The following is a 13,948-nucleotide window of genomic DNA, read 5'->3' as shown; positions in this document are numbered from 1 at the left end:
CGTGATTGCAATGAAAAAAGTATTCCACATAATAATGGCTTTAACAATGGCTTTTGTAGTGTTGTTCTCTACAATGTCATTTACTATGAATATGCATTATTGTGGTGGTACTTTAGTAGAAACAGCTTTCTTCAAAAAAGCCAAAGGCTGCGGAATGGAAATGGGCAACTCTTCAACCGAAAGCTGTTCAATCACCAAGAAAAATTGTTGTGATGACAAGCAATTATCAATTGAAGGTCAAGATGAGTTGCAACTTACCGTTGACAAAATTTCTTTTGACCAACAAGTATTAATCACTTCATTTGTTTATACATACATCAATCTTTTTGAAGGATATGATGGAGATATTAATTCTTTTAGAGAATACAAACCGCCACTGGTCATAAGGCGCATCTACAAAATTGACGAGACCTATTTAATTTGATTTTTAAACAATAGACTGTATTGTCCTATGGCTGCAATGTCGTAAGGATAATTAGCTGTATTCGGTGTTGTCCTATCACCAATGTCTAACTGTTTAATTATCAAAACCAATGCTAAACAAAAGCATCAAATTCTTAATAGAAAACAAACTCGTAGCAGTTTTACTACTCGTCCTTTTTATAGGTTGGGGAACTGTAAATGCACCTTTTAATTGGGATACAGGTTTTTTACCAAGTAATCCTGTAGCTGTAGATGCCATACCAGATATAGGGGAAAATCAACAAATTGTGTTCACCAAATGGGATGGTCGTTCACCACAAGATATTGAAGACCAAATTACCTATCCATTAACCACATCATTGTTGGGTATTCCTGGAGTAAAAACCATACGTAGCTCATCTATGTTTGGCTTTTCAAGTATCTATATCATTTTTGAAGAAGATATAGAGTTTTACTGGAGTAGAAGTCGTATTCTCGAAAAACTCAATAGCTTACCAAGTGGTTTATTACCAGATGGTGTTAATCCTGCGTTGGGTCCAGATGCCACAGGATTAGGTCAAATATTTTGGTACACACTTGAAGGTCGTGATGAAAACGATAATGTAACGGGTGGCTGGGATTTACACGAATTGCGTAGCATACAAGACTACTATGTAAAATATGCCTTATCCTCTGCAAGTGGTGTTTCGGAGGTAGCATCCATTGGTGGATATGTACAGGAATATCAAGTGGATGTGAATCCCGAATTGATGCGTCAATATAACATCGGGTTAAACCAAATTGTAAAAGCGGTTAAAGAAAGTAACCGAGATATTGGAGCACAAACATTAGAAATCAATCAAGCCGAATATCTGGTACGTGGTTTGGGTTATGTGAAGTCCATAGCAGACATCGAAAATGCAGTAGTCACTTCAGAAGATTATACAGCTATCAAAATTAAAGATGTGGCAAAAGTGTCTTTAGGTCCTGCAACAAGACGTGGAATTTTAGATAAAGAAGGAGCAGAAGTTGTGGGTGGTGTTGTAGTAGCACGTTATGGAGCTAACCCAATGGAAGTCATTAATAACGTAAAAGAAAAAATTAATGAATTAAGCGCTGGTTTACCTACAAAAACATTAGCAGATGGTAGAACATCACAAGTAACAATTGTACCATTTTACGACCGTACAGAATTGATTCAAGAAACGTTAGGCACACTCAATGAAGCCTTAACTTTAGAAATACTCATTACCATTTTAGTCATTATCATTATGGTATTTAATCTTCGCGCTTCCGTATTGATTTCAGGGCTATTACCTGTTGCAGTGTTAATGGTTTTCATCGCAATGAAACTCTTTGGTGTAGATGCTAATATTGTAGCACTATCAGGTATTGCTATTGCTATTGGTACGATGGTAGATGTAGGTGTTATTCTTTCAGAAAACATCATAAGACATTTAGACGAAAACGAAAACAAATTACCAATAAACACAGTCGTTTACAACGCAACAGCAGAAGTTTCAGGAGCAATCGTAACCGCAGTAATGACAACCATTATCAGTTTCATTCCTGTATTTACAATGATTGGTGCAGAAGGAAAACTATTTAGACCATTAGCATTCACAAAAACATTTGCATTAACAGCTTCCATAATCGTAGCCTTATTTTTAATTCCACCGTTTGCAGCCTTTTTATTCCGAAAAAAGAATATTCAAACCCATTTTAAATATACTTTAAATGGTGTTTTAGTACTATTGGGAATAGCCGCGATAGTTTATGGATATTGGTTAGGATTAATTTTGATAGCTTTTGGAATTACAACACTTCTCAATCTTCAAAATAAGATTTCAGATAAACAGGTAAACTTTGCCAATATCACCATTTCGGCTTCGGCAATCGTATTCTTATTAGCAGAATATTGGAGACCGTTAGGAGTAAAAGAAAGCATCTTCTTAAACCTCATTTTTGTAGCCATTATTTGTTTTGGCTTGTTAGGTGTATTTTCATTATTCATTAAATATTACACACGAATTTTAAGATGGTGTTTAGACAATAAATTATTATTTCTTTCCATACCTACAGCAATTGTCATAGCAGGCTTTTTCATAATGAAGAATACAGGTAAAGAGTTTATGCCATCATTAAACGAGGGTTCTTTTCTGTTAATGCCTACCTCAATGCCACATTCTGGTGTGGAGGAAAACAAACGTGTTTTGCAGCAATTGGATATGGCAGTCGCAAGTATTCCAGAGATTGAAGCCGTAGTTGGTAAAGCAGGAAGAACAGAATCGGCTTTAGATCCTGCACCATTGTCAATGTATGAGAATGTCATTCAATATAAACCAGAATATATGTTGAATGATAAAGGAGAACGTCAACGCTATAAGGTTAACGAAGATGGATTGTATGAATTAAAAGATGGTCGTTTTATTGCAAATCCAAATAACTCTGAAAATGTCACCTTGAGCACAGTCGAAAGGTCTCAATTAATCCCAGATGATGATGGCGAGTTTTACCGAAACTGGCGACCAGAAATACGATCACCAGACGATATTTGGAACGAAATTGTAAAAGTCACAAAATTACCAGGGGTTACTTCTGCACCCAAACTACAACCTATTGAAACCCGATTGGTAATGCTTCAAACTGGAATGCGTGCACCAATGGGAATCAAAATAAAAGGTCAAGATTTAAAAGAAATTGAAGCATTTGGGATACAATTAGAAACCATTTTAAAAGAAGCTGAAGGTGTAAAGGATGAAGCCGTTTTTGCAGACCGTATTGTCGGTAAACCGTATTTGCTTATTGATATTGACAGAGAAAAGATTGCACGTTATGGTGTAAGTATTGAAGAGGTACAAAACGTATTAAAAGTAGCTGTTGGTGGTATGTCATTAACCCAAACCGTGGAAGGTCGTGAGCGTTACGGTGTACGTGTGCGTTACCCAAGAGAATTAAGAGCTAACCCAACCGATTTACAGCAAATTTATGTACCTGTTGAAAAAGGGAGTCCTATACCTTTAAGTGAATTGGCAACCATTCGTTACGAGCAAGGGCCACAAGTGATTAAAAGTGAAGATACCTTTTTAGTAGGCTATGTGTTGTTTGATAAAATGGATGGTTATGCAGAAGTAAATGTAGTAGAAAATGCGCAGGCAATGATTCAAAGCAAGATTGATGCAGGTGAATTAATTGTACCAAAAGGCATTAACTATCAATTTACAGGAACTTACGAAAACCAATTGCGCGCCGAAAAAACCTTATCGATAGTTGTACCTTTAGCATTGGCTATTATCTTTTTAATTCTGTATTTCCAATTCCGTTCGGTGGGTACATCATTAATGGTTTTTACAGGTATTGCAGTAGCGTTTGCAGGTGGCTTTTTAATGATATGGTTATACGGACAATCGTGGTTTTTAAACTTCAGTGTCTTTGGTGAAAATCTGCGTGATTTATTCCAAATGCACACTATTAATTTAAGTGTAGCTGTTTGGGTGGGCTTCATTGCGCTTTTTGGAATTGCAACCGATGATGGCGTAGTAATGGCAACCTACTTAACACAGACATTCGATAGAAATGCACCAGAAACTAAAAAGGAAATTAGAGCCTCTATTGTAGAAGCAGGTGAAAAACGTATTAGACCGTGCTTAATGACTACAGCAACAACCATTTTAGCACTCTTGCCTGTGCTAACATCAACAGGACGAGGTAGTGATATTATGATTCCTATGGCAATCCCAAGTTTTGGCGGAATGTTAATCGCTTTAATCACCTTATTTGTAGTGCCAGTGTTGTACAGCTGGAAAGCCGAAGTTCAACTTAAAAGAGCATCAAAATGAAATATAAATCAATACATATAAAAATCGTCTTGACTCTTGGCTCTTGTTTCTTGAGTCTTTTTGCAAACGCTCAAAAATTAGAAACATTAATTAATGAAGCGTTAGAGAATAATCCCGAGATTCAAAAGTTCGAGTTGCAATACAAAAGAGTTTCAGAAAAAGTGAATGAAGTCAATACCATTCCAAATACTGAATTTGGCGTGGGCTATTTTTTTAGTGAACCAGAAACACGTACAGGTGCACAAAGGTTTAAAGTGTCAGCAAAACAAATGTTGCCTTGGTTTGGTACAATTAACTCTCGTGAAGACTATGTAACGTCACTTGCAGATGCTAAATACGAAGATATTGTTATTGCCAAACGTAAACTAATGGCTTCAGTATCGCAATCCTATTACAATTTGTATGCAAACCAAGCAAAACAGCAAGTTTTGACCGATAATATAAAATTGTTGGAAACCTATGAAACTATGGCGTTGACTTCTGTTGAGGTAGGTAAAGCATCGGCAGTAGATGTTTTGCGTTTACAAATGCGACAAAACGATTTACAGCAATTAAAAGATGTGTTGCAACAACAGTTTTTAGCAGAACAAACCAATTTTAATAACCTTTTGAATAGGAAAAATGATGTTGTGGTTACTGTGGTAGACAGTTTAACGATTCCTATGGAAGATTTTGAAATCAATACTGAAAATCTATCGGTACATCCTGAATTAGTAAAGTTTGATAAACTCTATCAGTCTGTAGAAAAATCAGAATTACTAAATCAAAAAGAAAACAGTCCAATGATTGGTTTCGGGTTAGATTATATCAATGTAGAAGAAAGACCAGATATGAATTTCTCTGATAACGGTAAAGATATTGTAATGCCTATGGTTTCGGTGTCCATTCCCATTTTTAATAAGAAATACAAATCTATTTCCAAACAAAACGAACTGGAACAGCAAGAAATCAATTATCAAAAACAAGAACGTTTAAACAGTTTAAAAACTGTATTGGATAAAGCTATTAATGACCGTATTTCAGCAAGAATAAGCAATAGTACAGCAACAAAAAACCTGAAACAAGCTAAAGATGCAGAGCAAATCCTTATTAAAAGCTATGAAACCGGAACAATCAATTTTAACGATGTTTTGGATATTCAGGAATTGCAATTAAAGTTTCAAATAAATCAAATTGAAGCAGTGAAAAATTATTATTTACAGAGTACTATAATTAATTATTTAGCCAATTAAGCGATGAAAAGTATTAATAAAATAACAGTTCTTTTTTTAATAATAGCCTCTGTGCTTTCTTGTCAAGAAACTAAAAAAAGTACACATGCGATTGATGTTAAATATTTTGGAGCTTTAAAAACTATTATGTCAGGCAATATTCAATCTGCTATTGCTTTGGATAGTCTTTCAAATCAAAAAAACTTTTACGCACTTGGAGCAGTTGAAAACTTAAAGGGTGAAATCCAAATTTTCAATAGTAAACCCAGTAATAGTTCAGTTTTAGATGGTAGTTTATCTATTTCTGATACTTATGATATTAATGCATCTTTATTAGTTTATGCAAATGTTGATGTTTGGGTTGATTATCAAATTGACAGTAAACTAACTAAAAGCGAATTGGAATCTCTTATTCTCAACAAAGCAAAAGAGAATAAAATTAATATAGATAAACCGTTTCCATTTCTTATTGAAGGCAATATAGCATCATTAGATTGGCACGTGATAGATTGGAAAGAAGGAGACACAATCCATAACCATAAAAAGCACAAAGAATCGGGTTTGAATGATGTGTTAAATGATACTGAAGTTGAAATTATTGGTTTCTATTCAACAAAACACAAAGCCATTTTTACACATCACACAACAAATATGCATATGCATTTTAAAACAGATGATAACATGGTTGCTGGTCATATTGATGACTTGTTTATAAATAATGCAGTAACATTAAAATTACCTAAACAATGACACATACATTATTTATAAAAAATATGGTCTGTAATCGCTGTAAAATGTCAATTCTTAAACTTTTAAATGATGAAGGCATCGAAGTAGAAGCTATTCAACTTGGAAAAATAACAGTTAAAGAAAACCCAAATAATGATTATTTAAAATTTGAAAAGAATTTAAATGAATTAGGTTTTGAATTGATTAAAGACCCTACAAAAGCGTTGGTAGAAAAGATTAAGGTGAATCTTATTGAACATATAGAAAAGAATGATACAAATGTTATTCTCGCAAAACTTGAAAGTGAAATGGGTAAGAGCTATTCCATATTGAGTAAAACCTTCAGTAAGTCAGAGGGTATAACATTAGAAAAATACTTTATAAACCTAAAAATTGAAAAGGTTAAGGAATATATCCAGTTACAAGAGCTGAATTTTTCAGAAATAGCGTACAGTCTCAATTACAAAAATAGCAGTCATTTAGCAAAACAGTTTAAACAGGTCACAGGAATGTCTATGACTGATTTTAAAAACCTACAAATAGATAACAGAAAACCATTAGACCAAATTGTATAAATATTATCCAATATTAGGAAAACCATACTGGCAAGTGTAAGGTAGTTTTGTGGGTTAACTTTAAAATATGAAAATAATGAAACACAAATATCAAATTCAGGGAATGACCTGTAAAGGTTGTATGAGAACTGTTAATAATGCTTTATCAGAAGTTGAGGGTGTGAAAAATGTAGAGATTGATTTTGAAGCATCAACAGCTGTTGTAGAAATGCAAAAGCATATTCCATTAGCTACTTTTGAAAAAGCATTGCAAGAAAAGAAAGCAAAGTACCATATTCATCCCTACAAAAATGATGAAATGGTTACGCGTACGTTTCCTGTAAATGGCATGACCTGCAACGGTTGTAAATCGCACGTAGAAAATACCCTTTCAAAAGTAGAAGGTGTTACTAATGTTTCGGTTGATTTAGAAAAAGCCGAAGCCACAATCGATATGAAATCTGAAATTCCGATTGAAACATTTCAAGATATTCTTGAAAATGACGGAGGCACTTACAGCATATACAAAGCAGGTCAACGACCAGAATCTAATCAAGAAGAAAAACAGAAACCTAAAGGCAAAGGTACATGCACATTTTATTGCCCAATGCATTGCGAAGGTGATAAAACCTACGATAACCCAGGCGATTGCCCTGTATGCGGAATGGACTTGGTAGAAGAACAAAATCTATCAATATCAAATGCAGAACAATGGACTTGTCCAATGCACCCTGAAGTTGTAAAAGACGAAGCAGGTTCTTGTCCCATTTGCGGTATGGATTTAGTACCAATGAAACCAGATCTTTCTGCTGAAGAAAAAACGTATAAAAAACTATTGAAAAAGTTTTGGGTAGCAACAGCATTTACACTGCCTGTTTTCTTAATAGCTATGAGCGAAATGCTCAATAGCAACCCGTTATACGACATAATGGAGCAGAAATATTGGAATTGGGTACAATTCGTTTTATCTATTCCTGTCGTGTTTTATGCGACTTGGATGTTCTTTGAACGAGCTTACAAAAGCATTAAAACGTGGAACCTCAATATGTTTACACTTATTGGAATTGGTGCAGGTGTAGCGTGGACATTCAGTGTTTTTGGTATGTTATTCCCTGATGCGTTTCCCAATGAATTTAAAACCGAATCGGGAGCAGTTCACGTGTATTTTGAGGCGGCAACAGTTATTCTAACATTAGTGCTTTTAGGTCAATTATTAGAAGCTCGCGCTCACAGTAAAACCAATTCAGCAGTAAAGGAATTACTCAAATTAGCACCTAATAAAGCTGTAAAAATAGTTGATGGTGAAGAAATAGAAGTGAGTATTGACAAGATAGAACTTAACGATATTCTTAAAGTAAAACCAGGTGATAAAATCCCTGTTGATGGTATTATTACAGAGGGTGAAACCAGTATTGACGAATCAATGATTACAGGTGAACCTATTCCAGTTAATAAGGTTAAAGATGATAAAGTTAGCAGTGGAACAATAAATGGCAACCAATCCTTTTTAATGAAAGCTGAAAAAGTCGGTAGCGATACACTTTTATCACAAATCATACATATGGTAAACGATGCCAGTAGAAGTCGAGCACCTATTCAAAATCTTGCAGATAAAGTATCGGGTTACTTTGTGCCTGTAGTTGTCATTATATCATTAATAACGTTTGCAATTTGGGCTATTTGGGGGCCAGAACCTGCTTACGTTTATGCGTTGGTTAATGCGATTGCAGTTCTAATTATAGCGTGTCCTTGTGCGTTAGGTTTAGCAACACCTATGTCGGTTATAGTTGGTGTGGGTAAAGGTGCTCAAAATGGGGTGCTTATCAAAAATGCCGAAGCTCTTGAAAAAATGAATAAGGTAAATACCCTTATTGTGGATAAAACAGGAACAATTACGGAAGGTAAACCAACAGTTGAAACCGTAGGTTCTTTTAGTGATGATTATAACGACAAAAAGGTACTTCAATACATCGTCTCGTTAAATACCAATAGTGAACATCCTTTAGCAGAGGCTACTGTAATATATGGAAAAGAGTATAATGTTGAAATACTAAAATCGGATAGTTTTAGTGCGATTACAGGAAAAGGAGTTGAAGCTAAAATAGATGGTAAAAATGCAGCATTAGGGAATCCTAAAATGATGGAGTATGCAAAAGGTGAAATTACTTCCGAAATGCAAAAAGAAGCCAAGTCATTTCAAAAGCAAGGGAAAACAGTTTCTTATTTGGCTATCGATAAAAAAGTGGTGGGTTATGTAGTTATAGGTGATAAAATTAAAGACACCAGTGCAAAAGCTATACAAGAACTGCAAAGCAAAGGAGTTGATGTAATAATGCTTACAGGCGATAATCACGATACAGCACAAGCGGTAGCATCAGAATTGAATCTGGCAGATTTTAAAGCGAGTATGTTACCCGAGGACAAATTAAAAGAAGTTGAGAAACTTCAAAATGAAGGTAAAGTGGTTGCTATGGCAGGTGATGGCATTAATGATGCACCTGCATTGGCAAAAAGTGATGTAGGTATTGCAATGGGTACAGGAACAGATGTCGCTATTGAAAGTGCAATGATTACATTGGTTAAAGGCGATTTGCACGGTATAGTAAAAGCTCGTCATTTAAGTAGTGCAGTAATGAAGAATATCAAACAGAATTTATTCTTCGCATTAGTTTATAATACGTTAGGTGTACCTATTGCAGCAGGTGTGTTATTTCCATTTTTTGGAATTTTATTATCACCAATGATAGCAGCTTTGGCAATGAGTTTTAGTTCAGTGTCAGTTATTGCAAATGCGTTACGTTTAAGAAGGATAAAAATATAGTTATGATAAACAGGCATACAGCATTAAAAATTAGAAAAACACATCGCTATTTAAGTCTCTTTTTAGGCATTCAATTCTTGTTTTGGACAATTAGTGGCTTGTATTTCAGTTGGACAAATATTGATGATATTCACGGAGACCATTTTAAGAATTTGGATTATCAACCACAAACGTTCAATAATTTAATAAGCCCATCAACACTAAATACTTCTAATGGAGTCAATACTATTGAATTAAGAGACATCAATAATACACCCTATTATTGGGTAAATAATGAGAAGCTGTTCAATGCTTTAGATGGAACAAAAAAGAATTTTATTTCAAAAGAAGAAGCTCTTTACATCGCAAAAAATTATATAAAAAGTGGTTTAGAAGTAGAATCAATAGAGCAAATCAACGAGGTAGGTAAACACCACGAATACAGAGAACGTTTATTGCCTGCTTATGTGATTTCTTATAAATCTGATGAAGCATTAAAAGCCTATGTGTCTCTAAAAGATGGAAAGTTTCAAACCGTAAGACATCGTAGTTGGCGTTGGTTCGATTTTTTATGGATGACGCACACTATGGATTATGAAGGCAGAGATAATTTCAACACGACTGTACTAAGAGCATTTTCTTTGTTAGGATTGATAACGGTTTTAAGTGGTTTTTTACTGTGGTATACGTCATCACCTTCAATTAGAAAGATGACTAAAAGAAGAAAAATTAAAAATAGTTAAACAAAAATATTATGGAAAACAACAACAATATGAAAAAGTCAAACTATAGAAAATTTGGACTAATGCTATTAGTGTCATTCATTATGATGTATGCCATTATGTTTTTAAATGTGTTTGAATTAGACCATATTATGTTAAGCACCACAAGAGCCTATATGACGTTGCTAATGGTTGCGCCAATGGCAATTTCAATGCTTTTGTTTATGTGGAAAATGTATGAAAACACTAAACTTAACTATGCTATTATTGGTGCTTCAATTATTGTTTTTATGGGATGTCTCTATGGATTAAGAACACAAACACCAATTAGTGATATTCAATGGATGAAAGCAATGATACCACATCATTCATCAGCAATATTGACAAGCTCGAATGCTAACTTTAATGATGCGGAAGTTCAAAAGTTAGCAAATGACATTATAAAAGCACAAGAAAAAGAAATTGCAGAAATGAAAGCAATGATAAAACGAATAGAAAATGAAAACAAATAAGATACTAATCTATTTAGGAATATTAGCAGTTGGTTTATTATTAGGTTGGTTGCTATTTGGCGGTAGTTCTAATAGAGCGTCGAGCAAGAATCACAAAGAGTTTACAGAAACTAATCAAATGTGGACATGCTCTATGCACCCACAAATTATGCAACCAGAGCAAGGTGATTGTCCCATTTGTGGAATGGACTTAATTCCTGCCGAAGCGGGTTCAGATGGTTTAACAGCAGATCAGTTTAAATTAACTGCAAATGCAATGGCTCTAGCAAACATCCAAACTACCGTTATAGGTGATGGTGTAGCAGAAAATAGAACAATAAAATTATCAGGTAAAATATCTGAAAATGAAGAAGTTAATGCAGTGCAAGTCAGTTATTTTTCTGGTAGAATTGAGCGTTTAAATATCAGTTTTACAGGTGAAGTAGTTCGTAAAGGACAACTTTTGGCAACTATTTATTCACCAGAATTATATGCAGCACAACAAGAATTGATAACTGCGGCTTCTTTAAAAGAATCGCAACCTGCTTTATACAAAGCAGTACGTAATAAATTAAAACTGTGGAAACTTTCTGAAAACCAAATCAATCAAATTGAATCATCTGGTAAAGTCATTGAAAATTTTCCTGTCTATGCTACGGTTTCTGGAACAGTAACTGAAAAATTAGTGGAACAAGGCGATTATATCAAACAAGGTCAACCTTTATTAAAAATTGCTAACCTCAATACGGTTTGGGCAAATTTTGATATGTATGAAAATCAGATTGAACTATTCAAAAAAGGGCAAGAAGTTAATATAATCACCAATGCATATCCTAATAAACAATTTAAAGGAAAGGTAGATTTTATTGACCCTGTTTTAAATAACAAAACACGAACTGTAGATTTACGGGTGGTATTAGATAATAAAGAAGACATTTTTAAACCAGGAATGTTTGTAACCGCAGAAATTGAAAGTGATAAAACCAATGCAAATGAAGTAATAATGATACCATCTTCGGCAGTACTTTGGACAGGCGAACGTTCTGTTGTGTATTTAAAAACCAATCCAAATGAACCTGTTTTTGAATTGAAAGAAGTGGCTTTAGGTAATAAAATCGGAGATAATTATGAGGTATTAGAGGGATTATTTACAGGAAATGAAATTGTTACCAACGGAGCATTTACTGTAGATGCAGCAGCCCAATTACAAGGAAAAAAATCAATGATGAATAAGCAAGGTGGTAAAACAACAACAGGTCACGAAGGTCATTTAGGTATGGATAATAATTCAAAAAATGAAATCGACCATACTAATATGAATGAACGCTTAAAAGTGTCAGAGAAATTTCAAGAGCAATTAAATGAGGTATACAATGATTACATCAATTTAAAAGATGCATTAGTAAAAGAAGACTCAAAAGGTAGTTCACAAAATGCAACTTCTTTACTATCAAATTTGGGTAAGACAGATATGAAATTGCTTAAAGATGAAGCACACAATCATTGGATGTCATTAATAGATGAGATAAAATCTTCTACAACTTCAATAGCCGGTTCACAAGACATTAAAACCCAAAGAAATCATTTTAAACACTTGTCTTCACATTTTATAAAAGCGGTTCAAATGTTTGGTGTAAAAGAAAAGGTCTATGTAGAATTTTGCCCTATGGCAGATAACAATAACGGAGCCTATTGGTTAAGTAAAGAAGAACAAATCTTGAATCCATATTTTGGTAATGCAATGCTTAAATGTGGTGAGGTTAAACAAGTAATAGAAAAGTAAACAATAATTAAATTTTTTTAAAAATGAAAAGAGTAATTTTAAGTGTAGCTGTAATGGCAGCTATGGGATTAACAAGTTGCAAAAGCGAAACTAAAAAAGTTGAAGAAATTACAACTACAGAAGCAGCAAAAGAAATCGCAATGACAGATTTATCTTTTGGCGTAAGAGGTAATTGTGGTATGTGTAAAAATACCATTGAAAAAGCAGCCAATAGTGTTGAAGGTGTTACTGATGCAAACTGGGATAAAGACAAAAAGAAAATAGATGTATCTTTCGATAGTTCTAAAACAGATGCAATGGCAATTCATAATGCAATCGCAGCTTCAGGGTATGATACTGAAAAAGTAGCAGGTAATGAAGAAGCCTATAAAAATTTACCTGGTTGTTGCCAATACGACCACGAAATGATGATGAATCAATCTGGAGAAATGAAAAGTGATGACCATTCAAATCACGACCATTAATAATGAACAGAAAAGAACACTGGGAAAACGTCTTTAAAACAAAATCTCTAAATGAGGTAAGTTGGTTTGAACCAATACCAAAAACCTCATTATCATTTATTGAAATAGCAAATCTGTCTAAATCAGATAAGATAATTGATATTGGAGGTGGTGATAGTTTTTTGGTAGATCATTTATTAAAATTAGGCTACACAAATATTACAGTGTTAGATATTTCGGAAGCAGCAATTGAAAGAGCTAAAAAAAGACTAAAAAATCAGACAGATGATGTTACTTGGATTGTATCGGATGTTTTAGATTTCGTTCCAACTGAAAAATATCATTTTTGGCACGATAGAGCGTCATTTCATTTTTTAATTGATGAATTTCAAATCAAAAAGTATCAACAACTGGTACAACAGAATATCGAGAAAAATGGAAATTTAGTAATAGGTACATTTTCAGAAAACGGACCAAAAAAGTGTAGTGGTTTAGAAATAAATCAATATTCTGAAAAATCTATGGAAGACTTGTTTAATGTTTCATTTTCTAAACAAAAATGCATTAATAAGTCACATACAACGCCTTTTGATACAAATCAGAATTTCACGTTTTGTTGGTTCAAGAGATTATAATTAGATTGTTTTCCTGATATTGTTGAACTTTTTTAATTTCAATAATCAATTTTAACAATTAATAAAAGAGTCTTTTACAGAAGGCTCTTTTTTATTTTTTAAGGGCATGTTGTCCCTATTGTTGTCTCTTTAACACTAAAAAAACCCTGAAAAACAATGTTTTACAGGGTTTAAAGGTGGTGCCTCCAGGAATCGAACCAGGGACACAAGGATTTTCAGTCCTTTGCTCTACCAACTGAGCTAAGGCACCAGTTGCTTAAATAAGCGGATGCAAATATAAATTCATTTTTAGTATTACCAAAAAGAAAATTGTAAAATTTGATTTTATAAATTTGCTTC

At 33.8% G+C, this 13,948-nt stretch carries 11 protein-coding genes and 1 tRNA gene; 11 read left to right on the top strand and 1 reads right to left on the bottom strand.

Going from position 1 to position 13,948, the window contains the following annotated elements; genetic code table 11:
- Positions 1 to 10: 10 nt before the first annotated feature.
- The 11 genes from ACPX19_RS03070 to ACPX19_RS03020 all read left to right on the top strand — a co-directional run bounded on the left by ACPX19_RS03070 (position 11) and on the right by ACPX19_RS03020 (position 13,609).
- Entirely contained in the window at positions 11 to 424 is a 414-nt protein-coding gene (locus tag ACPX19_RS03070) for an HYC_CC_PP family protein (protein ID WP_426431414.1), read from the top strand.
- A 109-nt stretch (positions 425 to 533) separates the two neighbouring features.
- Positions 534 to 4,241, top strand: coding sequence for an efflux RND transporter permease subunit (locus tag ACPX19_RS03065; RefSeq protein ID WP_426431413.1), 3,708 nt, complete (start codon positions 534 to 536; stop codon positions 4,239 to 4,241).
- Positions 4,238 to 5,473: a TolC family protein gene (locus tag ACPX19_RS03060; protein ID WP_426431412.1), complete on the top strand. Its 1,236-nt coding sequence runs from the start codon at positions 4,238 to 4,240 to the stop codon at positions 5,471 to 5,473. The genes ACPX19_RS03065 and ACPX19_RS03060 overlap by 4 nt, the downstream gene beginning before the upstream one ends.
- Positions 5,474 to 5,476: 3 nt before the next feature.
- Entirely contained in the window at positions 5,477 to 6,202 is a 726-nt protein-coding gene (locus ACPX19_RS03055; RefSeq protein WP_426431411.1) for an acetolactate decarboxylase, read from the top strand.
- 44 nt (positions 6,203 to 6,246) lie between these two features.
- Entirely contained in the window at positions 6,247 to 6,756 is a 510-nt protein-coding gene (locus ACPX19_RS03050; RefSeq protein WP_426431410.1) for a helix-turn-helix domain-containing protein, read from the top strand.
- A 76-nt stretch (positions 6,757 to 6,832) separates the two neighbouring features.
- Positions 6,833 to 9,556, top strand: a complete 2,724-nt coding sequence (locus ACPX19_RS03045) for a heavy metal translocating P-type ATPase (protein WP_426431409.1) — start codon at positions 6,833 to 6,835, stop codon at positions 9,554 to 9,556.
- A gap of 2 nt (positions 9,557 to 9,558) precedes the next feature.
- Complete coding sequence (locus tag ACPX19_RS03040; protein WP_426431407.1) at positions 9,559 to 10,278, top strand: hypothetical protein; 720 nt, start codon at positions 9,559 to 9,561, stop codon at positions 10,276 to 10,278.
- 11 nt (positions 10,279 to 10,289) lie between these two features.
- Positions 10,290 to 10,769 carry a DUF305 domain-containing protein gene (locus ACPX19_RS03035; RefSeq protein WP_426431406.1) on the top strand — a complete coding sequence of 160 codons (480 nt, stop codon included), beginning with the start codon at positions 10,290 to 10,292 and terminating at the stop codon, positions 10,767 to 10,769.
- A complete protein-coding gene (locus tag ACPX19_RS03030) occupies positions 10,756 to 12,531 on the top strand; it encodes an efflux RND transporter periplasmic adaptor subunit (protein ID WP_426431405.1) in 1,776 nt (591 codons plus the stop codon). Before ACPX19_RS03035 ends, ACPX19_RS03030 begins: the two co-directional genes overlap by 14 nt.
- Before the next feature lie 23 nt (positions 12,532 to 12,554).
- Complete coding sequence (locus ACPX19_RS03025) at positions 12,555 to 12,995, top strand: heavy-metal-associated domain-containing protein (RefSeq protein ID WP_426431404.1); 441 nt, start codon at positions 12,555 to 12,557, stop codon at positions 12,993 to 12,995.
- Between the two features lie 2 nt (positions 12,996 to 12,997).
- Complete coding sequence (locus ACPX19_RS03020) at positions 12,998 to 13,609, top strand: class I SAM-dependent methyltransferase (protein ID WP_426431403.1); 612 nt, start codon at positions 12,998 to 13,000, stop codon at positions 13,607 to 13,609.
- A gap of 177 nt (positions 13,610 to 13,786) precedes the next feature.
- Here the strand turns inward: ACPX19_RS03020 and ACPX19_RS03015 are convergent.
- Positions 13,787 to 13,859: transfer RNA gene (locus ACPX19_RS03015), tRNA-Phe, on the bottom strand.
- Positions 13,860 to 13,948 lie beyond the last annotated feature (89 nt).

Source organism: Winogradskyella sp. HB-48 (genome assembly GCF_049942685.1).
GTDB lineage: Bacteria > Bacteroidota > Bacteroidia > Flavobacteriales > Flavobacteriaceae > Winogradskyella.
Note: the sequence above shows the minus strand (reverse complement) of the source record. Positions and strands in the feature narration are given on the sequence as shown.

Excerpts from the sequence above, each read along its gene's own strand:
- ACPX19_RS03070 (WP_426431414.1), top strand. The coding sequence starts at position 11 with ATGAAAAAAGTATTCCACATAATAATGGCTTTAACAATGGCTTTTGTA.
- ACPX19_RS03065 (WP_426431413.1), top strand. The coding sequence starts at position 534 with ATGCTAAACAAAAGCATCAAATTCTTAATAGAAAACAAACTCGTAGCA.
- ACPX19_RS03060 (WP_426431412.1), top strand. The coding sequence starts at position 4,238 with ATGAAATATAAATCAATACATATAAAAATCGTCTTGACTCTTGGCTCT.
- ACPX19_RS03055 (WP_426431411.1), top strand. The coding sequence starts at position 5,477 with ATGAAAAGTATTAATAAAATAACAGTTCTTTTTTTAATAATAGCCTCT.
- ACPX19_RS03050 (WP_426431410.1), top strand. The coding sequence starts at position 6,247 with ATGTCAATTCTTAAACTTTTAAATGATGAAGGCATCGAAGTAGAAGCT.
- ACPX19_RS03045 (WP_426431409.1), top strand. The coding sequence starts at position 6,833 with ATGAAACACAAATATCAAATTCAGGGAATGACCTGTAAAGGTTGTATG.
- ACPX19_RS03040 (WP_426431407.1), top strand. The coding sequence starts at position 9,559 with ATGATAAACAGGCATACAGCATTAAAAATTAGAAAAACACATCGCTAT.
- ACPX19_RS03035 (WP_426431406.1), top strand. The coding sequence starts at position 10,290 with ATGGAAAACAACAACAATATGAAAAAGTCAAACTATAGAAAATTTGGA.
- ACPX19_RS03030 (WP_426431405.1), top strand. The coding sequence starts at position 10,756 with ATGAAAACAAATAAGATACTAATCTATTTAGGAATATTAGCAGTTGGT.
- ACPX19_RS03025 (WP_426431404.1), top strand. The coding sequence starts at position 12,555 with ATGAAAAGAGTAATTTTAAGTGTAGCTGTAATGGCAGCTATGGGATTA.
- ACPX19_RS03020 (WP_426431403.1), top strand. The coding sequence starts at position 12,998 with ATGAACAGAAAAGAACACTGGGAAAACGTCTTTAAAACAAAATCTCTA.